Origin of the sequence: Streptomyces sp. NBC_01537, from assembly GCF_045040445.1 — a bacterium.
GTDB lineage: Bacteria > Actinomycetota > Actinomycetes > Streptomycetales > Streptomycetaceae > Actinacidiphila.
Map to the genome: position 1 here is coordinate 1,520,224 of NZ_CP109392.1, position 25,120 is coordinate 1,545,343.

The window sequence follows — 25,120 nt, forward strand, 5'->3', positions numbered from 1 at the left end:
CCCACGGCCGCCCTTGCGGCGTTGTGTCCGAATAGCGCAGAATGCAGTCGAGGGAAGAATTCCGTGCAGTTTCGCCAAAAGGCCCTCGCCAAGCTGCAATCCCCCGAAGAACTCGACCTGCCGGTGCGCTTCGCACGCCCGCAGGGCTGGCTCGTGCTGTCCATAACCATTGCGGTCATGGCCGGCGCGGCCTTTTGGGCGTTCACAGGTTCGATTTCCTCGAAATTGAGCGCCCCCGGAATTCTCACCCACGGGCAGGGCAGTTACATCCTGCAGAGCCCCGTCGCCGGCCAGGTCACCCAGGTCCTCGCCGAACAGGGCCAGCAGCTCGCAGCCGACACCCCCCTGCTCAAGCTGCGTACGCAGCAGGGAACCACCACCGTCGTCCGCACCCTGGCAGCCGGCCGGGTGACCACGCTGGTGGCCACGATCGGCACGGTCGTCACCACAGGCGCGGATGTGGCAGCCGTCGAGCGCGTCGCCCGGGCCGACGATCCGATGGTGGCGGTCCTGTACCTGCCGGCCGCCGGCGCCGCGTCGGTGCCGGTGGGCACCTCGGTGGATCTGACGGCCGAGTCGGTGGCAGGTAGCCGCTACGGCAGTCTGCGCGGCCATGTGACGTCCGTGGGCCCCGCCGCCCAGACGCAGGCGCAGATCGCCGCCTTCCTGGGCGACAGCCAGCTCGCCGAGGCTTTCTCGCAGCAGGGGCGGCCGGTCCCGGTCCTGGTGCGGCTGGACAGCCGGGCGGCGGCCGCCGCGAAGGCGATCGGCTCCATGACCCAGGCCACCGGCGCCGTCCAGCTGGCCGCCCAGCACCCGATCGATTGGCTGCTCCCGTGACCGCGCCCGCACCGTCCTCAGGCCGCCGCGCCGCACGCCCGCAGCCGCATCGACAGCCACACCGGCAGCCGCAGCCGCAGCGGCGGTCGAAGCCGAAGGCGCGCAGGCCCCGGACCGTACGCACCCCCACCGTGCTCCAGATGGAGGCCGTGGAGTGCGGCGCGGCCTCGCTGGCGATGGTGCTCGGCCACTACGGCCGCCATGTCCCCCTGGAGGAGCTGCGGATCGCCTGCGGTGTCTCCCGCGACGGCTCACGGGCCAGCAACCTCCTCAAGGCCGCGCGCAGTTACGGCCTCCAGGCCCGGGGCATGCAGATGGAGACGGCGGCCCTGGCCGAAGTGCGGGCGCCCGCCGTCCTGTTCTGGGAGTTCAACCACTACGTCGTCTACGACGGCATGGGGCGGCGCCTCGGCCGGCGCGGCGTGCACATCAACGACCCGGACAAGGGCCGCCGGTTCGTGCCCGCCGAGGACTTCGACACCAGCTTCACCGGCGTCGTCCTGACCTTCGAACCCGGCTCGGGCTTCAAGCGGGGCGGCCGCAAGCCCGGGGTCCTGGGGGCGCTGCCCGCCCGGCTGCGCGGTACGACCGGCACGATGCTGGCGGCGCTGGTCGCGAGCCTGCTGCTGGTCGCGGTCGGCGCGGCGCTGCCGGCGCTGAGCCGTACGTACATCGACATGTTCCTGATCGGCGAGCAGACCTCGCTGCTCGGCGTGCTGTTCGCGTCGATGGCCACGATGGTGGCGCTCACCGCCGTACTGACCGGCCTCCAGCAGGCCAACCTGCTGCGCGGCCGCATCATCTCCTCCACCCTCGGCAGCGCCCGCTTCCTTCAGCATCTGCTCAGGCTGCCGGTCACCTTCTTCACCCAGCGCAGCCCCGCCGACCTGGTCCAGCGCCTGCAGTCCAACGACGCCGTAGCCGAGACCCTGGCCCGGGACCTGGCCGCGGCGGCGGTGGACGGGGTCGTCGTCATCCTCTACGCGGTGCTGCTGTGGACGTACGACCCCCAGCTGACCGTCCTCGGCATCGGGATCGCCCTGCTGAACGTGGTCGCGATGCGGGTGGTCGTACGGCTGCGGGCCACCCGTACGCAGAAGCTGCGGGCCGACAACGCCCGGCTCACCAACACCGCGTACACCGGTCTGCAGCTGATCGAGACCATGAAGGCCACCGGCGGCGAGAACGGCTACTTCCGCCGCTGGGCGGGCCAGCACGCGAGCACGCTGGAGGAGCAGCAGCGGCTCGGTGTGCCGAGCGCCTGGCTGTCGGTGGTCGCGCCCACGCTGGCCGCCCTCAACAGCGCGCTGATCCTGTGGATCGGCGGGCTGCGGGCGGTGGAGGGCCATATCTCGATCGGTCTGCTGGTGGCCTTCCAGGCGCTGGTCACCCGCTTCACCGCGCCGGTGACCAGGCTCAACGGGGTCGCGGGCCGGATCCAGGACTTCGCGGCGGACGTGGCGCGCCTCAAGGACGTCGAGAACTTCCCGGTGGACACGCTCTATTCGCGGCCCGAGCCCGAGGCGAGCACCCGGCGACTCAAGGGCCATGTCACGCTGGAGAACATCACCTTCGGCTACAGCCCGCTGGACAAGCCACTGCTCTCGGAGTTCTCGCTGTCCGTCGCCCCCGGGCAGCAGGTCGCGCTCGTCGGCGGCTCCGGCAGCGGCAAATCGACCGTCTCCCGGCTCATTTCAGGGCTCTACAGCCCCTGGGAGGGCACGATACGGATCGACGGGACGCGGCTCGACGAGATCTCCCGCAGCGCACTGGCCGCCTCCGTCTCCTTCGTCGACCAGGATGTCTTCCTCTTCGAGGGCACCGTGCGCGACAACGTGGCGCTGTGGGACCCGTCGATCCCCGACGACGCGGTCGTGAGCGCGCTGCAGGACGCCGCCCTGTACGAGGTCATCCTCCGCCGCCCAGGCGGCATCCACAGCCATGTCGAGCAGGACGGCCGCAATTTCTCCGGGGGCCAGCGGCAGCGGCTGGAGATCGCCCGGGCGCTGGTCCGGCGGCCCAGTGTGCTGGTGCTCGACGAGGTGACCAGCGCGCTGGACGCGGAGACCGAGCAGATCATCATCGACAACCTGCGGCGGCGCGGCTGCGCGTGCGTCGTCATCGCCCACCGGCTCTCCACGGTCCGCGACAGCGACGAGATCGTGGTCCTGGACCACGGCTCGGTGGTGGAGCGCGGACGGCACGAGCAACTGGTCGCCGCCGGGGGCGCTTACGCCGACCTGGTCAAGGAGCACTGACCGTGATTCCCGCCTACGACCAGGGCACCGGCACCGCCTTCGAGGCCCCGGCCGACCCCGTGCTCGCCGCCCTCGGCGGCCTCGGCACCCGGGTGGACTGCACAGGCCTGCGCAACCTGCCGCTCGAAGGCCCGTACGTCCTGTGGCTGGTCGTCGCCGGCGCCCTCGACCTGTTCGCGGTCGACGCCGCCCAGCAGGGGCACTGGCACTTCCTCGGCCGCCTCGAGCCGGGCGCTCTGCTCCTCGGCCCGGTGGAGGGGCCGCAGCACACTCTCGTCGGCCGCCCGCTGCAGGGCTGCGTCGTGCACCGCGTCCCGCTGCGGGAGCTGTACCGGCCCGAGTACGCGAACGCGTACTCCTACGACACCCAGGACCAGGCCCTCAGCCTGCTGGAGCACGCCTTCGCGCTCGGCGTGGGCCGGGGCCAGCGCGTGCTGTACGAGGCCCCGATCGACGGGCGCACGGCCGGCACGGCCGCCGAGGAAGCGGTGGCCGACGACGACATCCTGTGGCTGCCGGTGCTGCCGGGCAGTGTGCAGTACGGGGCCGCGTACTCGGCGCAGGCGGCGGGCGATCTGCTGGTCGACGCCGCGATGTGGCAGAGCATGGTCAACCAGCAGCACCGCCTGCTGTCCACCCTGGACCGCTGGATCGAGCGGCTGGAGCGCGCCCACGAGGACCGCACCGCCGCCGGCATCAAGGCCGGGGAGGCGGTGCGCGAGCAGGCCGACCAGGCGCTGCTGGCCTCCATCGCCAAGTCCCGCAAGCCCTCCTCGCGTACGGCGGGAGCTTCGGACGACACCACGTACGCCGTGTGCAGACTGGTCGCCCAGGCCTCCGGGATCACCCTCGCGTCCCCCTCCGAGAGCGGCGCCACGAGCGACCGGATGGACGCGGTCGAGCGCATCGCCGTCACCTCGCGGGTCCGCGTCCGGCCGGTGCGGCTGGACGGCCGCTGGTGGCGGGAGAACACCGGCCCCCTGGTCGGCCACCGGGCGGCCACCGGAGTACGGGTCGCGCTGCTGTGGCGAAAGGGCGGGTACGAGGCGATCAACCCGGTGAGCGGCAGCCGGATCCGCGTCAGTGCGGACAACGCGCGGGAGTTCGCGGAGCGCGCCGTCATGTTCTACCGGCCGCTTCCCGACGAGCCGTTGAGCCCGCTGCGGCTGCTGCGCTTCACGATGCGCGGCACGGGCCCGGACCTGCGCAACCTGATCCTCAGCGGCCTGGTCACCGTCCTGCTCGGCTCACTGGTCCCGATCGCGACCGGGCAGGTGCTCGGCACGTACGTGCCCGCCGGCGACACCGGGCTCATCGTCCAGTTCTCGCTGGCCATCATCGTCACCAGCGTCGTCTCGGCCGCCTTCATGCTGCTGCAGAACCTCACCATCCTGCGCATGGAGGGCCGCATCGAGGCCACTCTCCAGCCGGCCGTCTGGGACCGGCTGCTCCGCCTGCCCACCGCCTTCTTCGCCGACCGCTCCACCGGTGAACTGGCCAGCGCCGCCATGGGCATCAGCGCGATCCGCCGCGTGCTGGCCGGGATCGGCCCGGTCGCCGTCCAGTCGGTGACGGTCGGCGCCATGAATCTCGTACTGCTGCTGCTCTACAGCGTCCCGCTGGCACTCGCGGCGATCGGCATGCTGGTCGTCATCGGCGCGGTCTTCCTCGGGCTCGGCCTGTGGCAGGTGCGCTGGCAGCGCCGGCTCGTCGAGCTCGGCAACAAGCTCAACAACCAGGCCTTCCAGACCCTGCGCGGACTCCCCAAGCTGCGCGTCGCGGCCGCCGAGAGCTTTGCGTACGCCGCCTGGGCACGGGAGTTCGCCCGCAGCCGCGAGCTCCAGCAGCGCACCGGCCGGATCAAGAACCTGACGGGTGTGCTCAACGCGGTCTACCTGCCGCTCTGCTCGCTCATCATGTTCATGCTGCTGGCCGGCCCGGCCCGTGGCTCGCTGTCCGCCAGCGGCTTCCTCACCTTCAGCACCGCCGTCACCATGCTGCTGACCTCCGTCACCCAGCTCACCGGCGCCCTCGTCTCGGCCGTCGCCGCCCTGCCGATGTACGAGCACATCAAGCCGGTGCTGGAGGAGGCCCCCGAAGTGCGCGTGGCCAGCACCCAGCCCGGCGTGCTCTCCGGCGGCATCGAGGCCCGCAAGCTCTCCTTCCGCTACACGGACGACGGCCCGCTGGTCCTCGACGATGTCTCCCTGGAGGTCCGGCCGGGCGAGTTCGTGGCCATCGTCGGACCCAGCGGCTGCGGCAAGTCCACCCTGCTGCGGCTCCTCATCGGCTTCGACCGGCCCGTCTCCGGAAGCGTCCTCTACGACGGCCAGGACCTCGCCGCCCTCGACCAGGCCGCCGTCCGCCGCCAGTGCGGCGTCGTCCTGCAGAACGCCCAGCCCTTCACCGGCTCCATCCTCGACTGCATCTGCGGCACCGAGACCTTCACCCAGGACGAGGCCTGGGAAGCCGCCGCCATGGCCGGGCTCGCCGAGGACATCAAGCGGATGCCCATGGGCCTGCACACCATGATCTCCGGCGGCTCCACCATCTCCGGCGGCCAGCGCCAGCGCCTGATGATCGCCCAGGCCCTCATCCGGCGCCCCCGCATCCTCTTCTTCGACGAGGCCACCAGCGCCCTCGACAACGAGACCCAGCGCGTCGTCATCGCCAGCACGCGCGCCCTGCGCGCCAGCCGCGTCGTCATCGCCCACCGGCTGTCCACGGTGATGGACGCCGACCGCGTGTTCGTCATGCACGAGGGCCGCGTCGTCCAGCAGGGGCCCCCGGCGGATCTGCTCGCGGACACGGGTGGACGGCTGCACGAGCTCGTACGCCGTCAGATGAGCTGACGCGAGCCTTTCCGGGCTAGGGCCTGTCCGGCGGATCTCCGTGGGAGAAGGAGCGGGGTCTGGCGCCTGCGATCGCAAGGCGGAGGAGGGAAGCGACGCGGTGGGGGCACCTCCCAGCGTCTAGCTGGGGGACGTCGTTGACCGACGACAACGCCGCGAGCGCTGGTGCCAGGGCACGCGACGCCGAGGAGATCCGCCGGACAGGCCCTAAAGGAACGGCGTGCCCGGGTCGAGCCCGGACAGGACCCTGCCGTAGACCTCCAGGTTGGTGGATGGGTTGATGAACGAGTGCAGGCTCAGGGCGTGCACATCGCGGATGATCCGCTGGATCGGCACCTCCTCACGCAGGGAGGACGCGCCGGAGGCGGAGCCGATCAGGTCGACGGCCTCCTTGCACAGCCGCGTCAGATAGCCGCCCTGTCCCCGGATCCTGGCGCGTTCCAGCTGCGTGTACGGATCGCCGGTGGCGGCCTTGGACTCGATCAGCGCGACCATCTCACCGGCCAGCAGCTCCGCGCAGTTCAGCTTCAGCGCCGCTTCGGCCGCCTGGAGATGCGTGACCGCCGCCTCGTTCTGCCGCTCGTAGAAGGTGTAGGTGATCCCCCGCCGTGTCATCCGGCCGGTGAACTCCGCCAGCGCTGCCCGCGCCAGGCCCAGCGCCTCCGGCGCCGCCCAGGCGCAGAACAGCAGCAGCACCGGCATGCCGTAGAAGGGATCGTCCGCGTTGGTCTTCGACGGGAAGCTGCCGCCCAGCAGCGGCCCCACCGGCAGCACGCGATGCGCGGGCACGAACACGTCCCGGGCGACGACACTGTTGCTGCCGCTGCCCGCCAGGCCCGACACATGCCAGTCGTCCAGGACCTCCAGCTCGGCCATCGGTATCGCGGTCCACAGCGGCTCGGTCCCGGCGCGCACCGTCAGCAGGTGCCAGTCGGCGTCCTGGCAGCCGGTGGCGAACCCGGAGGTGCCGTTGACCAGGTATCCGCCGCCCTCCTGGGCGACCGCCGTCGCGTCCGGGATCAGTGTGCCGCTGACCCGGACGTCGGGACTGGCGAAGATCTCGTCCTGGGCCTCGTCCGGGAACAGCGCCGCGATGAAGGAGCACCCGGCCTGGAGCAGGGCCATGAAGCCGGCCGAGCCGCACGCCGACGCGATCTCGCCCAGCGCGTCCACCTGTGTCCGCAGCGGGGTCTGGTAGCCGCCGTAGCGCCGGGGCACGTTCATCCGGTAGATCCCGGCGTCGGTGAGCGCCGACACGACCTCGGACGTCACCCGCCGCTCCCGCTCGGCGCGCAGCGCGTGCTCGCGTAAGAGCGGCAGCACCCCCCGCACCCGGTCCACGATGTCAGTCCCGGATTCCATGGACGCACCGTGACGCGGAATGCCCGCACTGTCAACGCTGTTACGGTCGGTGCGCCGGTGCCGCCGGCGCCCGAACCACGGTGAGCAGGAGGAGAGCCCCCATGGAACCCCGCGTCGCGGACAACCCCGAGCGGTCCCGCTTCGAGATCCTCGACGGCGACGAGGTGGCCGGTTTCGCCGAGTACCACCTCTTCGGCGACGAGATCGCCTTCATCCACACCGAGATCGACCCGCGCCACGAAGGCCGGGGGCTGGGCGGCCGCCTCGCGCGCGCCGCCCTCGACGCCTCCCGCGAGCACAAGCTCTCCGTCCTTCCCTTCTGCCCGTTCATCCGCGGCTGGATCGCCAAGCACCCGGAGTACGTGGACCTGGTACCGGAGTCCGAGCGCCCTCGCTTCGGTTTCTGAGGACACCGGCGCGGCAGGCGGACGGACTTCCCCAGGCCGTCCGCAGGGCCCGGGCCTTGGTGATCCACAGGGACAGGTCGTACTCGGCGCTGTAGCCGATGGCGCCGTGCACCTGGAGCGCGGTCCGCGCGGCGGCGTACGCGGCCTCGCCGCAGGCCAGCTTGGCCGCGGCGATGTCCGCAGGGGACTGGGTGACGGCCGCGCCGTGGAGGAGCGGGCGGGCGAATTCCAGGGCGGTGAAGGTGTCGGCGAGCCGGTGCTTCACGGCCTGGAAGGATCCGATGGCGGCGCCGAACTGGCGGCGCTGCCTGGCGTATTCGACGCTGCGCCGCAGCAGGGCCAGGCCGACGCCGAGGGACTGGGCGGCCGTCAGGAAGGCGGCCCGGTCGGCGGCGTACGCGGCATCCGCCTGCGCGAGCGGCTCGCCGGCTAGGGCAGTGTTCGGCCGGAACAGGCGTCGGGCGGGGTCCAGGGAGGCGCGGAACGGGCCATGGCTGGTGGCCAGGGCCAGCCGGCCCCCCTCCGCCACGAACACCGCGTCGGCGGCGTCGGCGTCCAGGGCGTACGGTCCGCCCAAGGGCATCGTGAGCGTCACCATGGCCTGGCCGGCGGCGATGCGCGGCAGCCAGTCCTTGGCCAGGGCCCCGCCGAGCCGGCCGAGAAGAGCCGCCGCGGCGACCGTCTCCACGACCGGCCCCGGCACGGCGTGGCGGCCCAGCTCCACGAAGGCCAGCGCCAGTTCGACCGGCAGCGGGCCCAGCCCCTCGTACGCCTCGGGCACCCCCAGCGCGAAGACCCCGGCCTCAGCCAGCCGCCCCCACAGCGCCCGGCCGGCGGCGTGCTCCCCGGCGGCCCAGGCCCTGGTGGCCGAGGGGGTGTCGGCGGCGGCCAGCATCCGGTCCAGTGTGCGGGCGAATTCGGTCTGTTCGGGGTCGGGCAGGAATCGCATCAGCGGCGCCCCTTCGGCAGACCGAGCAGTCGCTCGGCGATGATGTCGCGCTGGATCTCGTTCGTACCGGCGTAGATCGGCCCGGCGAGGGAGAAGACATAGCCCTCGGCCCAGTCGCCCTCGGCCAGTTCGCCGTCCGGACCGAGGAGATCGAGGGCGGCCTCGTGCAGGGCGATGTCCAGCTCGGACCAGAAGACCTTGTTCAGGCTCGACTCGGCGCCGATGGATCCGCCGGACGCGATCAGCGAGGCGTTGGCGTACGTGAACAGCTCATAGGCCCGCGCCCCGATCACCGCGTCGGCCACCCGGTCGCGCAGCGCCGTGTCGGCCGGGTCCGCGCGCTCCCGCCACAGCGCGGTCAGCCGGTCGGCGGCGGCGGTGAAGCGGCCGGGGCTGCGCAGAGTCAGGCCGCGCTCGTTGCCGGCGGTACTCATCGCGACCCGCCAGCCGTCGCCGGGGGCGCCGATGACGTCGGCGTCGGGCACGAAGACGTCGTCCAGGAAGAGTTCGGCGAAGGCGGGCTTGCCGTCGAGCCGCCCGATGGGCCGTACGGTGACGCCGTCGGCGTCCAGCGGGAACATGAGATAGGTCAGTCCCCGGTGCGGCCGGTCCGCCTCCGGGTCGCTGCGGAACAGGCCGAAGGCACGGTCGGCGAAGGCGGCGCGCGAGGACCAGGTCTTCTGGCCGTTGAGCAGCCAGCCGCCGCCACTGCCGTCCGTACGGGTGGCGGTGGACCGCAGGGACGCGAGGTCGGAACCGGATTCCGGCTCTGACCAGGCCTGGGCCCAGATCACCTCGCCGGTCGCCATGGGCGGCAGTACGCGGGCGAGTTGGGCGGGGGTGCCGTGCGCGAAGAGCGTCGGGGCGAGGAGGTTGATGCCGTTCTGGCTGACCCGGCCCGGGGCCCCGGCCGCGTAGTACTCCTCCTCGAAGACCAGCCACTTCAGGATGCTCGCGCCCCGGCCGCCGTATTCCTCCGGCCAGGAGACGACCGACCAGCGGTCGGCGGACAGCTCGCGCTCCCAGGCGCGGTGCTCGGCAAAGCCTTCGGCGGTCTCCAGCGACGGCAGCGGGCGGGCCGGGACGTGAGCCCGGAGCCAGGCGCGCGCCCGCTGCCTGAAGTCGTCCTCCTCCGGGGTGAAGTGAAGGTCCATCGGCCCGCCGCCTCCCACCTTCCCGCTTCCCTAACAAGTGTTTGGTAGGTTAACGTACCGCCATGAGCAGCGTCGAGGATTCGCCCGCACCCGCCTACGTGGCCGGGCACGGCCTCCTCGCCGGCCGCACCGCCGTCATCACCGCCGCCGCCGGAGCCGGCATCGGCGGCGCCACCGCCCGCCGCTTCCTGGAGGAGGGCGCCCGGATCGTCATCGGCGACGCCCACGCCCGGCGCGTCAAGGAGTACGAGGACACGCTCGCGGCGGAGTTCGGCTCCGCACGGGTGGCCGGGCTGCCGTGCGACGTCACCGACGAGTCACAGGTCGCCGCCCTCTTCGACCTCGCCGAGGCACGGCACGGCCGGCTCGACATCGTGGTCAACAACGCCGGTCTCGGCGGCACCGCCGAACTGACAGAGATGACCGACCAGCAGTGGGACAAGGTCCTCGACGTCACCCTGAACGGCACCTTCCGCTGCACCCGGGCAGCCCTGCGGCGCATGAAGGCCGCCGGCAGCGGAGGCGTCCTCGTCAACAACGCCAGCGTCATCGGCTGGCGCGCCCAGGCCGGCCAGGCCCACTACGCCGCCGCGAAGGCGGGCGTCATGGCGCTCACCCGCTGCGCGGCGCTGGAGGCGGCCGCGTACGGCGTCCGGGTCAACGCGGTCTCGCCCAGCCTCGCCATGCACCCGCACCTGGTGAAGGTGACCACCCCCGAACTGCTGGCGGAGCTGACCGCCCGCGAGGCCTTCGGGCGGTACGCCGAGCCCTGGGAGGTCGCCAATGTGATGGTGTTTCTGGCCTCCGGCTACTCCTCCTACCTGACCGGGGAGATCATCTCCGTCAGCAGCCAGCACCCATGAGCCCCCCACCGGCCCTGCGGCGTGCCGAGTTGCTCGCGACGGCGGGTGAGGTGTTCGCCCGCCAGGGCTACAACGCCACCACCGTGCGGCAGATCGCGGACGCGGCCGGGATGCTCGCCGGCAGCCTGTACTACCACTTCGATTCCAAGGAATCGATGATCGACGAGATCCTCTCCGCCTTCCTGCACCAGCTGTGGGCCGGCTACGACAGCGTCCTGGCCGCCGGACTCGGCCCCAGGCAGACCATCGAGGCCCTGGTCGTCGAATCCTTCCGCGAGATCGACCGCCACCAGTCCGCCGTCGCGATCTACCAAAAAGAAGCCCGGCACCTGTCCACCCAGCCCCGCTTCACCTACCTCACCGACTCCCAGGCCAAGTTCGAGCAGGCCTGGCTCGGCACCCTGGAACGCGGCGCGCAAGCCGGGGTCTTCCGCGCCGACCTCGACCTGAAGCTCGCGTACCGCTTCATCCGCGACACCGTCTGGGTCGCCGCCTCCTGGTACCGCCCCGAGGGCCACCACAGCCCCGACACCATCGCCCGCCAGTACCTGTCCATCGTCCTGGACGGCATCGCCACCCCCACGAAGGAGCACTGAACATGGCCGAGGCCTACATCATCGACGCCGTCCGCACCCCCGTCGGCCGCCGCGGCGGCGGCCTGTCCGCCATCCACCCCGCCGACCTCGGCGCACACATCCTCAAAGCCCTCATGGCCCGCACCGCCATGGACCCCGCCGCCGTCGAAGACGTCATCTTCGGCTGCCTGGACACCGTCGGCCCCCAGTCCGCCGACATCGCCCGCACCAGCTGGCTCGCCGCAGGCCTGCCCGAAGAAGTCCCCGGCGTCACCATCGACCGCCAGTGCGGCTCCTCCCAGCAGGCCGTCCACTTCGCCGCCCAAGCCGTCCTGTCCGGCACCCAGGACCTCGTCGTGGCAGGCGGCGTCCAGAACATGTCCATGATCCCCATCGCCTACGCCAGCCGTCAGGCAGCCCTGCCCCTGGGCCTCACCGACGGCCCGTACGCCGGATCAGAAGGCTGGCGCGCCCGCTACGGCGACCAACCCGTCAACCAGTTCTACGGCGCCGAACTGATCGCCGACAAATGGGGCATCTCCCGGGAGGACATGGAGGCCTTCGCCCTGCGCTCCCACCAGCGGGCCCTTCACGCCATCGACGAGGGCCGCTTCGACCGCGAACTCGCCCCCTACGGCGACGCAACAGCCGACGAGGGCCCGCGCCGGGACACCACCCTGGCCAAAATGGCCGCCCTCAAACCCGTCGTGGAAGGCGGCCGCATCACCGCCGCCGTCTCCTCCCAGGTCTCCGACGGCGCCTCCGCCATGCTCCTCGCCTCCGAACAGGCCGTCCGCGAACACGGCCTCACCCCCCGCGCCCGCATCCACCACCTGTCCGTACGCGGCGAAGACCCCATCCGCATGCTCTCCGCCCCCATCCCCGCCACCGCCCACGCCCTCAAGAAAACCGGCCTGACCATGGACGACATAGACCTCGTCGAGATCAACGAAGCCTTCGCCCCCGTCGTCCTCGCCTGGCTCAAGGACACCGGCACCGACCCCGACAAGGTCAACCCCAACGGCGGCGCCATAGCCCTGGGCCACCCCCTCGGCGCCACCGGCGTCAAACTCATGACCACCCTGCTCCACGAACTGGAGCGCACCGGCGGCCGCTACGGCCTCCAGACCATGTGCGAAGGCGGCGGTCAGGCCAACGTCACCATCATCGAACGCCTCTGACCCCTCCCGGACAGGCCCTGGGCCGTGTCTGACAAATGGCGCCGGCCGCCCGAAGGGCGGGCCCCACGGCGTCTGGTGCGTGCGATCGCAAGGCGGAGGATCGCCCTCGTAGTGGGCTGCTCGGGCGACTCCGACCACGCAGCGAGCGCGCGCCCGCCGCGCCAGCGGCTGATGTCACTGCGGCGTCGTGGAGCAGGCGGGATTTGTCAGACACGGCCTAGTGGGCGCCGTATACCGGCTGCGGGTCGGGCGAGGCCGCCAGGAGCTTGAGGGCGGCCTCGCCCGCCTCCGCAGGGGTCCAGCGGGCGGATTTGTCGGCGGTGGGGCCGGGGCGCCAGCCCTCCATGACGGTGATGCGGCCGCCCTCGGCCTCGAAGACGCGGCCGGTGACGCCGGAGGAGGCGGCGGAGCCCAGCCAGACGACAAGGGGGGAGACGTTGTCCGGGGACATGGCATCAAAGGCGCCCGCTTCTGCGGGGGCGGACATGGTGGTGGCGAAGGTCTGCTCGGTCATGCGGGTACGGGCGGCCGGGGCGATGGCGTTGACGCAGACCCCGTAGCGGGCCAGTTCGGCGGCGGCGACCAGGGTGAGGCCCAGGATGCCGGCTTTGGCGGCCGAGTAGTTGCCCTGGCCGACGCTGCCGAGCAGGCCGGCGCCGGAGCTGGTGTTGATGACGCGGGCGTCGGGCATTCGCCCGGCCTTGGAGCTGGCGCGCCAATGGGCGGCGGCGTGTTTCAGGGGCAGGAAGTGGCCTTTGAGGTGGACGCGCATGACGGCGTCCCACTCGTCCTCGTCGAGGTTGACGAGCATGCGGTCGCGCAGGAAGCCGGCGTTGTTGACCAGGGTGTCCATGCGGCCGAAGGCGTCCAGGGCGGTGGCTATGAGGGTGCGGGCGCCCTCCGGTGTGGCGATGTCGGAGCCGTCGGCGACGGCCTGGCCGCCCAGGGCCCGGATCTCGTCGACGACTTGATGGGCGGGGCCGGTGGAGGCCCCGGCTCCGTCGAGGCCGACGCCGAGGTCATTGACGACGACCCGGGCGCCCTCGGCGGCGAAGGCCAGGGCATGGGCGCGGCCGAGGCCGCGGCCGGCGCCGGTGATCACGACGACGCGGTCTGCGCAGATTCCGGTCATGTCAGGGCTCCTTGGCTCCTTGGTAGGCGGGGCGTTCCCCGCCCCCGTGCACGGCCAGGCTCGCGCCGCTTATGTAGCGGGCCCGGTCGGAGGCGAGGAAGACGCAGGCGTCGCCGACCTCGTCGGGCTCGGCCAGGCGGCCGAGCGGGACGGTGCGGCCTATGGCGGCGATGCCGTCGTCGTCGCCGTAGTGGAGGTGCGACAGCTCGGTGCGGACCATGCCGAGGACCACGGTGTTGACCCGGATCCGCGCCGGGGCCCACTCGACGGCCATCGTGCGGGCGAGGTTGTCCAGGCCCGCCTTGGCGGCGCCATAGGCGGCGGCGCCCGGGGAGGGGCGGGTGCCACTGACGCTGCCGATCATGATGACGGCACCGCCGTCCGCCTGACGGTGCATCAACTCATACGCCGCCAGCGAGGCGTTGAGCGGCGCGATCAGATTCAGCTCGACGACGCGGGCGTGCCGCACCGCGTCCGCGTCGCCGAGCAGCCTGTGGGGGGAGCCGCCCGCGTTGTTGACCAGGATGTCGAGGCGGCCGTAATCCTCGCCGACCTGCCGGAAGGCGGCCGAGGTCGCCTCCGGGTCGCGGAGGTCGACGGGCCGGAAGTCCGTCCCGCCGTCCGGTTTCTCGGGTGGCCGTCGTGCGCAGACGACGACCCGCGCGCCCGCTTCGAGGAAGGCGCGGGCGATGCCGGCGCCGACGCCGCGAGTGCCGCCGGTCACGACGGCGACCCGTTCTGACAGATCGACAGTCACAGTCACAGGGAGTACCTTCCCCCTAACAAACGTTTGGTGGAAAGGTAGCTGATTCTCGCATGGGTGTCTCCACCTCGAACCCCGAACCCGGCATCGCCCTCGTCACCGTCGACTATCCACCCGTCAACGCCCTCCCCGTACAGGGCTGGTACGACCTCGCCGCCGCCCTCCGCGCCGCCGGCGCCGACCCCGGTGTGCGCTGCGTCGTCCTGGCCTCGAAGGGGCGCGGCTTCAACGCGGGCGTGGACATCAAGGAGATGCAGCGCACAGAAGGCCACGCCTCCCTCATCGGCGCCAATCGCGGCTGCTTCGAGGCCTTCGCCGCCGTCTACGAGTGCGAGGTCCCGGTGGTCGCCGCCGTCCACGGCTTCTGCCTCGGCGGCGGCATCGGCCTGGTCGGCAACGCCGACGCGATCGTGGCCAGCGAGGACGCCACCTTCGGCCTGCCGGAGCTGGACCGGGGCGCGCTGGGCGCCGCCACCCACCTCTCGCGGCTCGTCCCGCAGCACCTGATGCGCGTCCTGTACTACACCTCCCGCACCGCGACCGCCCAGGAACTGCACCGCCACGGCTCGGTCTGGCAGGTCGTCCCGCGCGACGGGCTGATGGCGGCCGCGCTCGCCCTGGCCCGCGAGATCGCCGCGAAGGACGGCGAGTTGATCCGGCTCGCCAAGGCGGCGATCAACGGCATCGACCCGGTGGACGTACGCCGCAGCTACCGCTACGAGCAGGGCTTCACCTTCGAGGCCAACCTCAGCGGCATCGCGGACAAGCACCGCGACGCCTTCATGGAGCACGGGAAGGAGCGGGCATGAGCAAGATCATGACCCCCGACGAGGCCGTCGGCCGGCTCCGCTCCGGCATGACCGTCGGCATCGGCGGCTGGGGCTCACGCCGCAAACCGATGGCCCTGGTCCGGGCCCTGCTGCGGTCCGAGGTCACCGATCTGACCCTGGTCTCGTACGGCGGCCCGGATGTCGGGCTGCTCGCGGCGGCGGGCCGGATACGCAGGCTCGTCGCCGCCTTCGTGACCCTGGACTCGATCCCGTTGGAGCCGCACTTCCGGGCCGCGCGGGAGAGCGGGTCCCTCGAACTCGTCGAGCTGGACGAGGCGATGATGATGTGGGGCCTGACCGCCGCCGCACACCGGCTGCCCTTCATGCCGATCCGGGCCGGGCTCGGCTCCGATGTGATGCGGGTCAACCCCGGGCTGCGTACGGTCACTTCGCCGTACGAGGACGGGGAGGAGCTGGTCGCGGTCCCCGCCCTGCGCCTGGACGCCGCCCTGGTCCATCTCAACCGCGCGGACACCCGGGGCAACGGCCAGTATCTGGGCCCGGATCCGTACTTCGACGACCTGTTCTGCGAGGCGGCGGACACGGCCTACGTGTCGTGCGAGCGGATCGTCGACACGGCCGAACTGCTCAAGGTGGCGGCCCCCCAGTCGCTGCTCGTCAAGCGGCAGTACGTCACCGGCGTCATCGAGGCTCCCCACGGCGCCCACTTCACCTCCTGCGCACCCGACTACGACCGCGACGAGGACCTCCAGCGGGCCTACGCCGAGGCGGCCACCTCCGGCGGCGAGGCGTGGCGGGACTTCGCCCACCGTTACGTGACGGAGCAGCCATGACCACCACCACCGCGACCCGGACCGAGTACTGCATCGTGGCCTGCGCCGAGGCCTGGCGGGGCGACGGGGAGATCCTGGCGAGCCCGATGGGCCCCGTGCCGTCCGCCGGGGCTCGCCTCGCGCGGCTCACCTTCGCGCCGGAGCTGCTGCTGACCGACGGCGAGGCGCTGCTGATCGACGCCTACGGCGAGGTGGAGGGCTGGCTGCCGTACCACCGGCACCTCGCGATGGTCGCGGGTGGCCGACGCCACGTGATGATGGGCGCCAGCCAGATCGACCGCCATGGCAACCAGAACATCTCGTGCGTCGGCGACTGGGCCCGGCCCGCCCGCCAGTTGCTCGGGGTGCGCGGCGCGCCGGTCAACACCCTCAACAACCCGACCAGTTACTGGGTGCCCAGGCACTCCCCCCGGGTCTTCGTCGAGCGGGTCGACATGGTCTGCGGGGTCGGATACGACCGGGCGGCCGAGGCGGGCCCCTCGGCGAGCCGCTTCCACGACATCCGGCGGGTCGTCAGCGATCTGGGCGTCTTCGACTTCGACACCCCCGACCGCGGCATGCGCGTACGGTCCCTGCACCCGGGCGTGACCCTCGCCGAGGTCCGGGCGGCGACCGCCTTCGACCTCGCCGCCGCGGACGAGGTCCCGCACACGCGCGACCCCACTCCCGAGGAACTGCGGCTGATCCGCGAGGTCCTGACGTGAGCGACACGCTTCTCACCACCGCGCTGACCGAGCTCACCGGCGTACGCCACCCCATCGTCCAGACCGGCATGGGCTGGGTAGCCGGCCCCGGGCTGGTGTCCGCCACCGCCAACGCGGGGGCGCTGGGCATCCTCGCCTCCGCCACCATGACGCCCGGCCAGCTCCGCACCGCCGTGCGCAAGGTGAAGGAGCGCACCGACGCCCCCTTCGGCGTCAACCTGCGCGCCGACGCGGGCGACGCGGGCGACCGGGTGCGGATCATCATCGACGAGGGTGTGCGCGTCGCCTCCTTCGCCCTCGCTCCCTCCCGTGAGCTGATCGCCCGGCTCAAGGACGCCGGCGTCGTCGTCATCCCCTCCATCGGCGCCCGCCGCCACGCGGAGAAGGTGGCGGCCTGGGGCGCCGACGCCGTCCTTGTCCAGGGTTCCGAGGGCGGCGGCCACACCGGGCAGGTCGCCACCACCGTGCTGCTCCCCCAGGTCGTCGATGCCGTCGGCATCCCGGTCATCGCGGCCGGCGGCTTCTACGACGGCCGGGGCCTGGTCGCCGCCCTCGCCTACGGCGCCGCGGGCATCGCCATGGGCACCCGCTTCCTCCTCACCTCCGACAGCCCTGTCCCGGACGCCGTCAAGGCCCGCTATCTCGCGGCCACCGTCAACGACATCACCGTCACCGACCGCCTCGACGGGCTCCCCCACCGCATGCTCCGCACCGACCTGGTCGCCGCCCTCGAACGCTCCGGCCGCCCCACCGCCCTCCTGCGGGCCCTGCGGCACGCCGCCGCCTTCCGCCGCACCTCCGGCCTGACCTGGCCCGCGATGATCCGCGACGGCCTGGCCATGAAGCACGGCAAGCACCTCACCTGGAGCCAGGTCCTGCTGGCCGCCAACACCCCGATGATGCTCAGGTCCTCGATGGTCGACGGCCGCCCGGACCTCGGCATCATGGCCGCCGGGCAGATCGCCGGACTGATCGACGACCTGCCCTCCTGCGCCGAGCTGGTCGACCGCGTCATGGCCGAGGCGACGGCGACCCTGGCCCGGCTCTGACCGTCACAGGGATTCCGGGAGGCGGGCCGCCCTGCTCATCTCCTGGTGGACGCGGTCCAGGAGCGCCGCGTACGACGCGATCATGCGGGTGCGGCTGAAGCGCTCCCGGCTGCGGGCGATGGCGGGGGCGTACTCGGTGCCGCAGGCGGCGGCCCGGGCCCAGGCCTGGGCGATGAGGCCGGGGTCGGGCGGGGTGAGGATGCCGCGTTCGCCGACGATCTCCGCGCAGTCGCCGACCTCGGTGGAGACGGGGACGGCGCCGCACATCATGCCCTCGATCAGGGACAGCGGGGCCGCCTCGCCGCTGGAGGAGGTCAGCGAGACCACGTCGGCGGCGGCGTACAGGGTCTCCATGTCCTGCCGTACGCCCAGCAGGTGCAGCCGGTCGGCGAGCCAGGGGGCGTCGCCGAACGCGGCGGTGATGTCGGCGTGGAGCCCGGGGTTGGCGGGGGTCATGCCGGCGCCGCACATCATGATGTGGGCGGTGGGGTCGTCGTGCAGCCACGCGCGGGCGGCCCGCAGGAACAGGGGTACGTTCTTCATCCCCGCGTAGCGGGCCGCGAAGACCACGACCGGCGCGCAGTCGGGGATGCCCAGGGAGGCCCGGAGCAGGGTGCGGCGGGCGGGGTCGGGTCTGAAGCGCAGGAGGTCGACCCCGTTGGGGATGACGTGCAGCAAGCCGCCGGGGATCCCGGCGGCCTGGTACGCGGCCCGGGTGGACTCCGCGCAGCAGACGGCGGCCGTGACCCGGCCGTCGGCGACGGCCGCCTTCAGCTCGTCCAGCGCCGGCCCCTGGTTCTCCGGGTCGGAGCGGTGCAGGCAGACCACGACGGGCCGGCGCGGCAGACCTGGCTGGTTCAGCAGGCCGAGCGGCTGTTCCTTCAGCGAGAGGATGACGTCGGCGCCCGCCATCGCCCGGGCCGTCGCGGCGAGTTCCGGTCCCGTGAAGGCGGCCGGGTCGCCGGTCAGGCCCAGCGTCCGGTTGAGGGAGGTGACCTCCACGCCGGCCGCGGTCAGCGCCCGGTAGCAGGCGTCCTCCCCCATCGGCTGGCGGGTGGCCTCGCGGTACATCTCTCCGTGGACGCTCAGTACGCGTTGATACTGGCCGCCTTCTCGCAGCCCCAGCACGACATCTGTGTGCACGATCCGGGCTCCTCCGGAGAAGAAGCCCTCATAGACCGACAGCACGCGCAGTCCATGCGTCATCCGCACATCACCACCCGCCTAGCGCAGTTTCGGAATCGAACCCCTGATCAGCGGGTTAGCCGTAATGAGGCCGGGTGAAACTTGCGCACAGGTGAACACGGTGTTTCGTACCGTTGCATGGTTGGCAAGCCCTGCGCCAAGACCGGTGGCAGGCGGCGCCCCGGGGCGGACCGCCGTCCGTCCCGGGGCTCTTCGCTGTCAGCCGCAGGAGCCGGTGAAGACGTCCACCTGGCCGCCGCTGCTGTTCGCCACCGCGATGTCCGTCGTGCCGTCGGCGTCGAGGTCGGCGGCCTGGGCGTCGTAGGCGCCGGAGGCGCTGAGCTCGCTCAGCTGGGTGAGGGTGCCGTCGGCCGCGCCCTGGAAGAGGGTGACGGACTCGCCCTTGAGGGAGGAGACCAGGATGTCGCTGTATCCGTCCTCGTCGAGGTCGGCCGCGCTGACGGCGACGGGGAGAGCGGAGGTGGTGTAGGCGGTGGCGTCGGCGAAGGTGCCGTCGCCGTTGCCCAGGTACACATCCAGGGTGTTGGAGCCGTTGCTGATGGTGGCGAGGTCGGTGTCGCCGTCGCCGTTGAAGTCGCCGGTGGCGATGGAGTAGAGGCGGGCGACGCTCGCGTACTCCGTGACGGTGCCGAAGGTGCCGTCGCCCGCGCCGAGGGCGACGCTGACTCCGCCGGAGCCGCCGACGCTGGCGGTGGCGAGGTCCAGGTTGCCGTCGCCGTCGAAGTCGGCGAGGACGATGCCGTGCGGCCGGGTGACGGTGACGGCCTGGGCGTCGACGCTGAAGGTGCCGTCGCCGGCGCCCAGCAGGATGCTCACGGCGCTGGTGTCCTGCTCGGCGACGACCAGGTCGAGGTCTCCGTCGCCGTCGAGGTCACCGGCGGCCAGGGAGCGGGGGGCCGCGCCGACGGTGTACTGGGTGGCTGCGGCGAAGGTGCCGTCGCCGTTGCCGAGCAGGACGCTGACGGTGGCGCCGCCGAAGTCGGCGCTGGCGATGTCGGGATTCCCGTCGCCGTTCACGTCGGCGATGACCGACTGGTAGGGCTGCGTACCGACCGCGTACTCGGTGCCGGTGGCGAAGGTGCCGTCGCCGTTGCCGAGCAGGACGGTCAGGGAGTCGCCGTCCAGGTTGGTGGCGACCACGTCCTGGTCGCCGTCACCGTTCAGGTCGCCGGTGGCCACGTGGCGGGTGTTGGAGCCGGCCGCCGCCGAGGTGGCGGACTGGGTGAAGGACAGGCCGCTGGTGCACTCGGTGGCGGTCTCCTCCGCGGTGGTATCGCTGGCGGAGGCCAGTCCGGCCAGCGCGGCGCCCATGACCAGTGCGCCCGCGGCGCCGACGGCCAGAACGCGGGGACCGCGGCTCTTCTTCTTGTGCTCGTTCATGATGGAACGGGGGCCTTTCGACGAAGAAGGGCCGGCCGTGCGGGCCCGCACGGCCGGCCGGTACGGACGGGGTCAGCTGGTGCTGACGCCCATGGTCAGGGTGGCCGCGTAGCCGTCGGAGACCGAGCTGCCGAGTGCGTTGAGGGTCAGCAGGCCGGAGGAGGCGCCGCCGTCGTCGTAGATGCCGTCGTTCTCCAGCAGGGTCTCGCTGGTGGTGTTGTCGGAGTACGGGGACAGCGCCTGGACCTCTGTGTTGATGTCCTGGTCGAAGAAGAGCTGACCGGTGTGGACCAGGGTGCCGCCGGTGTACGAGGTGTCGGTGAGCGTGACGCCGGTGTGCACCCGCAGATGCACATGGACCGCCCGGGAGACGTAGTGGCCCGGCCAGATCGAGGTGATCGAGCACTGACCGCTGGAGTCGGTCACCTGACCGCCCCGCAGGAACGTGCCGTCGTCGTCCTCGGTATGACCGTTGCCGCCCACGAACCCCGAGTACTCCCCGAGCGTGTCGCAGTGCCAGATCTCCACCAGCGCGTCCGCGAGCGGCTCGCAGTCGTTGTCCTCGTCCACGACGGTGAAGGTGTACTCCACCGGCACCCCGTCCTTGCCCTCGGTGATGTCGGTGCGGACCAGCGCCCCGTCCAGCGAATACGGGCCCTCGGTCACCTCGGACGTCAGCGAGCACACCGAGCTCGACGCCGTCGCGGTGGCGTCGGCACTCGCGGCGGCGTCGGAGTCGGACGTGGTGACGGTGGCGGCTCCCGCCAGGCCGGCCGCGCCGGCGGTGACGATCGCGACGCCGGTACCGCCGGCGATGAGCACCTTGCGGCGGGTCATCGGCCCATTCGCCTTGTGCTTCGGAAGGGACTGCTCTAAGTTCTGCGTTTTGTCTGTCATAGTCATATAATTTAGCTTCGTCACCTATGACTGACGTATTGCCGAGCTGTCATTTCCATCGGAAGAACCCCCCGCATCATGCCGCCCGACCACCCAACCTGTCGACAGTTTGGCCGATGAGAAACCCTCAGGTCTCCCATGGGCCCATACCTGTCGACACAAAGCGGGCGCGCCCTCCTAGCCACGGTCAGCGTGATCGCCCCGCTGTAGCTGCCGCCCGCCGCGACAGCCGTAGCGGTGCCGTCGACCGTCATGGACAGCGTCTTCCCGGAGGCGGTGGTGACAGACGCGTCGTCGGCGATGTCCAGCGCGCTCAGGTACGAGGTGCCGGTCACAGTCCAGACGGCGCCGTTGGCCAGGCTGACGATGACGCCGTTGTTGACCACCGCCTGGGCGGTGTTGGTGACCTCGCCGAGCTCGCGGTAGTCCGCCGAGGTGATGGTGCTGATGTCGTGCTTTGCGGCGGAGGCGGTGATGACACCGGTGATGTCACCGCCGTCGAAGGTGAGCGCCAGATTCATCCCGGACAGCGAACTCGTCCCACCCCTGATGGAGTTGTAGAAGTCACCGGTCAGCGAGATATCGGTGAAGGTTGCGCTCGCGTCCGCGCTCGTGGCCGTGGTGACGTCGAAGCCGCTCACCTTGCTCACCGTGCCCGTCGGCTCGGTGTAGACGGCCGTCGTCTCGCTGCTCCACGGCTTGCCCGACACCGTGGTCTTACCCGGGTTGTCGGTGTCCATCAGCTGGAAGATCACCCCGGTCCCGGAGCTGATGCTCGCACCCTCGGAGCCGTCCACGGTCAGGACGGCCGCCGACGCCTTCGACAGGAAGGTGGTCTCGGCGGTGGTGATCTGCGTCCCGCCGTCGATGATCACCGGAGCCCCGGTGGCCCACATCACCCCAAACCGCCCGGAGTTGATGACCGTGGCCCGTTCGGGCAGCGCGGCCAGCTCGGTGGCGGTGAGGCCCAGCTCCAGCGAGTCATTGAGGTCGGCCACGGCCTCGGCCGTGCTGTCGCCGTAGTGCACCGTCCCGCCCCAGTTGATGGTCGCGTACGAACACACGTCGAAGGTGGTGCCGAGGATGTGCTCGGTCACATCACCGATGGCGTACGTGCCGTATCCGTCCGTCCCGGTATTGGAGACCGTACAGTTGATGGCGGTCAGCGTGCAGCCGCTGCCCTCGTCGACGGACAGCACGCCCCAGTTCTCGGACGACACATCGCAGTTGATGTAGCTGGCCCTGGTGTCCGTGCCCAGCAGATTGGTCGTCCGGACATTGCCGGACAGGCCCAGCATCCACGGCACCACGATCATGTACCGGGGGTCGCTGCTCGGCACGTACTCGTCGGGCAGCACGCCGTCCGCCGCGCTGATCGTGGAATTCTTGACGATCACATTGCTGCCGTCGTCGGCGATCACCGTGGTGCGGACCACGCCCTTGGTCGCGATCGTGGCGTCGTCCAGGACGAGCGTCGCGCCGCCCCCTGTGCCGAGGACGGCGGCGCCGTAACCGATGAAGTCGCAGCGGCCGTTGCCGGTGAAGGAGATCTCGGGCGACGTCAGCGCGTAACTGCCGTCCGACACATACACCCCGTTGAACGCCTCGCCGGTCGAGGTGATCGACACACCGGTCGCCGCCGTGTTCGTGGCCGTCCCCCCGACCACGCTCGCCAGCACGGACTCCTTCCTCACGACTCCGCTGCCGCCCACGTAGAGCGCCTGCCGAAACGGGAACATGAGCGTGCTGTACGTCAGCTCATTCGCCGTGGCCACCGTCAGCACCACAGTGCCCGTGTACGTACCCGCGACGATCGCGGTCGCCACTCCCCCATAGCCGTCGGTCAGTTCCGCCAGCTCCGAGCCCGTCTCCACCCCGTCCACCGTCAGCGTCAGGCTGTACCCGTCCGGGACCGTGATCGTGCCGCCCTCCTCGATGGTGAGGGCGCTCAGCGTCGTCGTACTGGTCAGCTCGACGGTTTCCCCGGACGCCACGGTCAGCGTCGCCGCGGGCGTCGCCGCCCGTGCGGCGGTCGGGACCGCGAGGGCCGGCGCCATGGCGGCGGCGACCGCCACCAGCAGTGCGCGCGGGCGGGCCCGGTAGGCCACCTCGCGTTCCGTCAGGCGCGGGCCTCCCGATTCGCTAACTGTCGACACCTTTGCCGCACTCTTGCGTTTCACCTCAGACTCCCTTGTCCCCGGTATTGCTGCGTGCGCTCTGATTGATCGAGCGGTACCGAGTGAATCAGGGGGTTAAAAGCGGTGGAAGGCGTTCCGTGCTGTGAATTGGATGTCAGGATTCGCACGGGATCCATAGGTGCGGGTGCCGTAGTGTCGACACATCAGCCGATTCGGCTTGCGCCTTGATGAGGGTTCCCCCACCCCGCCCCTTCCCGAAACCGGGGGCAAGCCCCCGGACCCCCGAACGCCCTGCGGGCGTGTCCTCAAACGCCGGACGGGCTGAAATGAACCCAGCCGCCAGCGCCCACCGTCCGACGGCCGGAGGCCGGCGCAGCGGCCCGAAGCAAGCGCAGCGCCCGCGAGGGACGCAGACAAGAGGGGTCCCAGCCCGTCCGGCGCTTGAGGACGGAACCAGCAACCCCGACCGCGGGCACCCCAGCGGCACCGCCAAACATGGCAAACGGCACCGAAACCGCACTGTCAGACCCCGGTCAGGCCCGTGACGCGCATCGTGATGTTGAGCCGGCCGCCGGCCAACCCGCTCGCCGGGTCAGCCGTGCCCGGGTGGACCCGGGGGACGCCGTGGTAGGCGAAGCGGGACGGTCCGCCGAGGACGAAGAGGTCGCCGGAGGCGAGCTGGATGTCGGTCCAGGGCCGGGTACGGCCCACCGTGGTGCCGAGGCGGAAGACGCAGGTGTCGCCGATGCTGAGGGACACGACGGGGGCGTCGGAGCGTTCGTCCTTGTCCTGGTGCATGCCCATTTTCGCGGCGCCGTCGTAGAAGTTGATCAGGGCCGTGTCCGGGGCGTAGCCCTCCCCGGCGGCCGGGTCCTCGTACGCGGCGGCCAGGGCCCGCCTGCCGAGTTCGGTCATCCAGCCCGGGAATTCGGCGACCCGGGCGCCGTTGACGTCCTCCGCGGTGCGGCTGTAGGCGTAGGGCCGCCAGTGCCAGCCGACGCACACCGTCTGCACGGACATGACACCGCCGTTCGGCAGCCTCGTGTGCCGCATCGGCACCGGACCGGCCGCCCAGCGGCGGCAGGCCTCGACCAGCTCACGCTGCTGCTCGGGGGTCAGCCAGCCGGGCACGTGCACGGCGCCGGGCGCGATCTCGGCACGGAGACGCGGCTGGGGATCCGTGGAGAACAGAACCGGGGTGGCCGGGGCGGCGCGCTTCATGCCGGTGCGGCACCTTCGAGGTCCAGGAGCTGCCGCTTGCGCTCCAGGCCCGCCGCGTATCCGGTGAGCGCGCCGCTCGCGCCGATGACCCGGTGGCAGGGGCGTACGACCAGCAGCGGGTTGGCGCCGATCGCGGTGCCCACGGCGCGTACGGCGGCCCGCGAGACGCCGATGTCCTCGGCGATGCGCCCGTAGGTGCTGGTGACGCCGTACGGGATGGCCTCCACGGCCTTCCAGACCTGCTGCTGGAAGTCGGTGCCGCCGGTGGTGAACTCGATGTCGAAGCCGGTGCGTTCGCCCGCGAAGTACGAGCGGAGCCGGCCGGCGATCACGGTGAAGGCCGCCGCGTCCTCGGTCCAGTCGTCCCGGACGACGGCGGCGGAGCGCTGGCCGGGCAGCGAGAGGGAGGTCAGCGCGGTGCCGCCGTCAGCCGTCGGTGACGGCTCACCCACGAGCAGCGCGGGGCCCAGGGGGGTGTCGATGTGCCTGTAGAGCGGCATCGCTGTTGTTCCTTTCTCAGCCGGGCGTCGTCACTCCCCCACTGTGCCCCAGGCCACCGCCCACA

At 71.5% G+C, this 25,120-nt stretch carries 22 protein-coding genes; 11 read left to right on the forward strand and 11 right to left on the reverse strand.

The window, feature by feature from the left end; translation table 11 throughout:
- Positions 1–63 precede the first annotated feature (63 nt).
- From OG607_RS07130 to OG607_RS07140, 3 genes are all read left to right on the forward strand, one after another.
- Positions 64–840, forward strand: a complete 777-nt coding sequence (locus OG607_RS07130; RefSeq protein WP_405720135.1) for an HlyD family efflux transporter periplasmic adaptor subunit — start codon at positions 64–66, stop codon at positions 838–840.
- A 140-nt stretch (positions 841–980) separates the two neighbouring features.
- Complete coding sequence (locus OG607_RS07135) at positions 981–3,098, forward strand: NHLP family bacteriocin export ABC transporter peptidase/permease/ATPase subunit (protein WP_405736594.1); 2,118 nt, start codon at positions 981–983, stop codon at positions 3,096–3,098.
- A gap of 2 nt (positions 3,099–3,100) precedes the next feature.
- Entirely contained in the window at positions 3,101–5,950 is a 2,850-nt protein-coding gene (locus OG607_RS07140; protein ID WP_405720137.1) for an NHLP bacteriocin export ABC transporter permease/ATPase subunit, read from the forward strand.
- A 207-nt stretch (positions 5,951–6,157) separates the two neighbouring features.
- Here OG607_RS07140 and OG607_RS07145 read toward each other — a convergent pair whose 3' ends face one another.
- Positions 6,158–7,312, reverse strand: a complete 1,155-nt coding sequence (locus OG607_RS07145) for an acyl-CoA dehydrogenase family protein (RefSeq protein WP_405720139.1) — start codon at positions 7,310–7,312, stop codon at positions 6,158–6,160.
- A gap of 101 nt (positions 7,313–7,413) precedes the next feature.
- On the opposite strand from OG607_RS07145, the gene OG607_RS07150 reads away from it, so the two are divergent.
- Positions 7,414–7,719 (forward strand): GNAT family N-acetyltransferase, encoded by a 306-nt coding sequence (locus OG607_RS07150; RefSeq protein ID WP_405720141.1) that lies wholly within the window; start codon positions 7,414–7,416, stop codon positions 7,717–7,719.
- Here OG607_RS07150 and OG607_RS07155 read toward each other — a convergent pair.
- Positions 7,640–8,668 carry an acyl-CoA dehydrogenase family protein gene (locus tag OG607_RS07155; protein WP_405720143.1) on the reverse strand — a complete coding sequence of 343 codons (1,029 nt, stop codon included), beginning with the start codon at positions 8,666–8,668 and terminating at the stop codon, positions 7,640–7,642. The two genes, OG607_RS07150 and OG607_RS07155, sit on opposite strands and share 80 nt — an antisense overlap.
- Positions 8,668–9,822 (reverse strand): acyl-CoA dehydrogenase family protein, encoded by a 1,155-nt coding sequence (locus OG607_RS07160; RefSeq protein ID WP_405720145.1) that lies wholly within the window; start codon positions 9,820–9,822, stop codon positions 8,668–8,670. Before OG607_RS07160 ends, OG607_RS07155 begins: the two co-directional genes overlap by 1 nt.
- Positions 9,823–9,884: 62 nt before the next feature.
- On the opposite strand from OG607_RS07160, the gene OG607_RS07165 reads away from it, so the two are divergent.
- The 3 genes from OG607_RS07165 to OG607_RS07175 are packed head-to-tail and all read left to right on the forward strand — an operon-like array spanning position 9,885 to position 12,441.
- The gene (locus OG607_RS07165) at positions 9,885–10,685 is read left to right on the forward strand and encodes an SDR family oxidoreductase (RefSeq protein ID WP_405720147.1); all 801 of its coding nucleotides are present in this window, start codon (positions 9,885–9,887) and stop codon (positions 10,683–10,685) included.
- On the forward strand, positions 10,682–11,281 hold the full coding sequence (locus OG607_RS07170; protein WP_405720149.1) for a TetR/AcrR family transcriptional regulator: 600 nt from the start codon (positions 10,682–10,684) through the stop codon (positions 11,279–11,281). Before OG607_RS07165 ends, OG607_RS07170 begins: the two co-directional genes overlap by 4 nt.
- 2 nt (positions 11,282–11,283) lie before the next feature.
- On the forward strand, positions 11,284–12,441 hold the full coding sequence (locus tag OG607_RS07175) for an acetyl-CoA C-acetyltransferase (RefSeq protein ID WP_405720151.1): 1,158 nt from the start codon (positions 11,284–11,286) through the stop codon (positions 12,439–12,441).
- 217 nt (positions 12,442–12,658) lie between these two features.
- Here the strand turns inward: OG607_RS07175 and OG607_RS07180 are convergent, their stop codons facing one another.
- On the reverse strand, positions 12,659–13,573 hold the full coding sequence (locus OG607_RS07180; protein WP_405720153.1) for an SDR family oxidoreductase: 915 nt from the start codon (positions 13,571–13,573) through the stop codon (positions 12,659–12,661).
- A gap of 1 nt (position 13,574) precedes the next feature.
- Positions 13,575–14,336 (reverse strand): SDR family oxidoreductase, encoded by a 762-nt coding sequence (locus OG607_RS07185; RefSeq protein ID WP_405720155.1) that lies wholly within the window; start codon positions 14,334–14,336, stop codon positions 13,575–13,577.
- A gap of 53 nt (positions 14,337–14,389) precedes the next feature.
- Here OG607_RS07185 and OG607_RS07190 point away from each other — a divergent pair, with 53 nt between their 5' ends.
- From OG607_RS07190 to OG607_RS07205, 4 genes are read left to right on the forward strand one after another with little or no spacing between them, the layout of a single operon-like run.
- Positions 14,390–15,145, forward strand: a complete 756-nt coding sequence (locus OG607_RS07190) for an enoyl-CoA hydratase family protein (protein ID WP_405720157.1) — start codon at positions 14,390–14,392, stop codon at positions 15,143–15,145.
- Complete coding sequence (locus tag OG607_RS07195) at positions 15,142–15,960, forward strand: CoA transferase subunit A (RefSeq protein ID WP_405720159.1); 819 nt, start codon at positions 15,142–15,144, stop codon at positions 15,958–15,960. The genes OG607_RS07190 and OG607_RS07195 overlap by 4 nt, the downstream gene beginning before the upstream one ends.
- Complete coding sequence (locus OG607_RS07200) at positions 15,957–16,664, forward strand: CoA-transferase subunit beta (RefSeq protein WP_405720161.1); 708 nt, start codon at positions 15,957–15,959, stop codon at positions 16,662–16,664. Before OG607_RS07195 ends, OG607_RS07200 begins: the two co-directional genes overlap by 4 nt.
- The gene (locus OG607_RS07205) at positions 16,661–17,713 is read left to right on the forward strand and encodes an NAD(P)H-dependent flavin oxidoreductase (RefSeq protein ID WP_405720163.1); all 1,053 of its coding nucleotides are present in this window, start codon (positions 16,661–16,663) and stop codon (positions 17,711–17,713) included. Before OG607_RS07200 ends, OG607_RS07205 begins: the two co-directional genes overlap by 4 nt.
- A 3-nt stretch (positions 17,714–17,716) precedes the next feature.
- Here OG607_RS07205 and OG607_RS07210 read toward each other — a convergent pair whose 3' ends face one another.
- The 6 genes from OG607_RS07210 to OG607_RS07235 form a co-directional block, all read right to left on the reverse strand.
- On the reverse strand, positions 17,717–18,901 hold the full coding sequence (locus OG607_RS07210) for a glycosyltransferase (RefSeq protein WP_405736597.1): 1,185 nt from the start codon (positions 18,899–18,901) through the stop codon (positions 17,717–17,719).
- Between the two features lie 216 nt (positions 18,902–19,117).
- Complete coding sequence (locus OG607_RS07215; protein ID WP_405720165.1) at positions 19,118–20,299, reverse strand: FG-GAP repeat domain-containing protein; 1,182 nt, start codon at positions 20,297–20,299, stop codon at positions 19,118–19,120.
- Positions 20,300–20,371: 72 nt separating this feature from the next.
- Positions 20,372–21,202, reverse strand: a complete 831-nt coding sequence (locus OG607_RS07220) for an intradiol ring-cleavage dioxygenase (RefSeq protein ID WP_405720167.1) — start codon at positions 21,200–21,202, stop codon at positions 20,372–20,374.
- Positions 21,203–21,216: 14 nt separating this feature from the next.
- Positions 21,217–23,376 (reverse strand): hypothetical protein, encoded by a 2,160-nt coding sequence (locus OG607_RS07225; RefSeq protein ID WP_405720169.1) that lies wholly within the window; start codon positions 23,374–23,376, stop codon positions 21,217–21,219.
- A gap of 480 nt (positions 23,377–23,856) precedes the next feature.
- Positions 23,857–24,555, reverse strand: coding sequence for an alpha-ketoglutarate-dependent dioxygenase AlkB family protein (locus OG607_RS07230; RefSeq protein WP_405720171.1), 699 nt, complete (start codon positions 24,553–24,555; stop codon positions 23,857–23,859).
- Complete coding sequence (locus OG607_RS07235; RefSeq protein ID WP_405720173.1) at positions 24,552–25,055, reverse strand: methylated-DNA--[protein]-cysteine S-methyltransferase; 504 nt, start codon at positions 25,053–25,055, stop codon at positions 24,552–24,554. Before OG607_RS07235 ends, OG607_RS07230 begins: the two co-directional genes overlap by 4 nt.
- Between the last annotated feature and the right edge of the window lie 65 nt (positions 25,056–25,120).

Bases quoted from the DNA above. Each gene is read 5' to 3' on its own strand.
- OG607_RS07175 (WP_405720151.1), top strand. From the start codon at position 11,284: ATGGCCGAGGCCTACATCATCGACGCCGTCCGCACCCCCGTCGGCCGC.
- OG607_RS07235 (WP_405720173.1), bottom strand. From the start codon at position 25,055: ATGCCGCTCTACAGGCACATCGACACCCCCCTGGGCCCCGCGCTGCTC.
- OG607_RS07220 (WP_405720167.1), bottom strand. From the start codon at position 21,202: ATGACTATGACAGACAAAACGCAGAACTTAGAGCAGTCCCTTCCGAAG.
- OG607_RS07145 (WP_405720139.1), bottom strand. From the start codon at position 7,312: ATGGAATCCGGGACTGACATCGTGGACCGGGTGCGGGGGGTGCTGCCG.
- OG607_RS07230 (WP_405720171.1), bottom strand. From the start codon at position 24,555: ATGAAGCGCGCCGCCCCGGCCACCCCGGTTCTGTTCTCCACGGATCCC.
- OG607_RS07200 (WP_405720161.1), top strand. From the start codon at position 15,957: ATGACCACCACCACCGCGACCCGGACCGAGTACTGCATCGTGGCCTGC.
- OG607_RS07215 (WP_405720165.1), bottom strand. From the start codon at position 20,299: ATGAACGAGCACAAGAAGAAGAGCCGCGGTCCCCGCGTTCTGGCCGTC.
- OG607_RS07165 (WP_405720147.1), top strand. From the start codon at position 9,885: ATGAGCAGCGTCGAGGATTCGCCCGCACCCGCCTACGTGGCCGGGCAC.
- OG607_RS07190 (WP_405720157.1), top strand. From the start codon at position 14,390: ATGGGTGTCTCCACCTCGAACCCCGAACCCGGCATCGCCCTCGTCACC.
- OG607_RS07150 (WP_405720141.1), top strand. From the start codon at position 7,414: ATGGAACCCCGCGTCGCGGACAACCCCGAGCGGTCCCGCTTCGAGATC.
- OG607_RS07195 (WP_405720159.1), top strand. From the start codon at position 15,142: ATGAGCAAGATCATGACCCCCGACGAGGCCGTCGGCCGGCTCCGCTCC.
- OG607_RS07160 (WP_405720145.1), bottom strand. From the start codon at position 9,822: ATGGACCTTCACTTCACCCCGGAGGAGGACGACTTCAGGCAGCGGGCG.
- OG607_RS07135 (WP_405736594.1), top strand. From the start codon at position 981: ATGGAGGCCGTGGAGTGCGGCGCGGCCTCGCTGGCGATGGTGCTCGGC.
- OG607_RS07155 (WP_405720143.1), bottom strand. From the start codon at position 8,668: ATGCGATTCCTGCCCGACCCCGAACAGACCGAATTCGCCCGCACACTG.
- OG607_RS07180 (WP_405720153.1), bottom strand. From the start codon at position 13,573: ATGACCGGAATCTGCGCAGACCGCGTCGTCGTGATCACCGGCGCCGGC.
- OG607_RS07170 (WP_405720149.1), top strand. From the start codon at position 10,682: ATGAGCCCCCCACCGGCCCTGCGGCGTGCCGAGTTGCTCGCGACGGCG.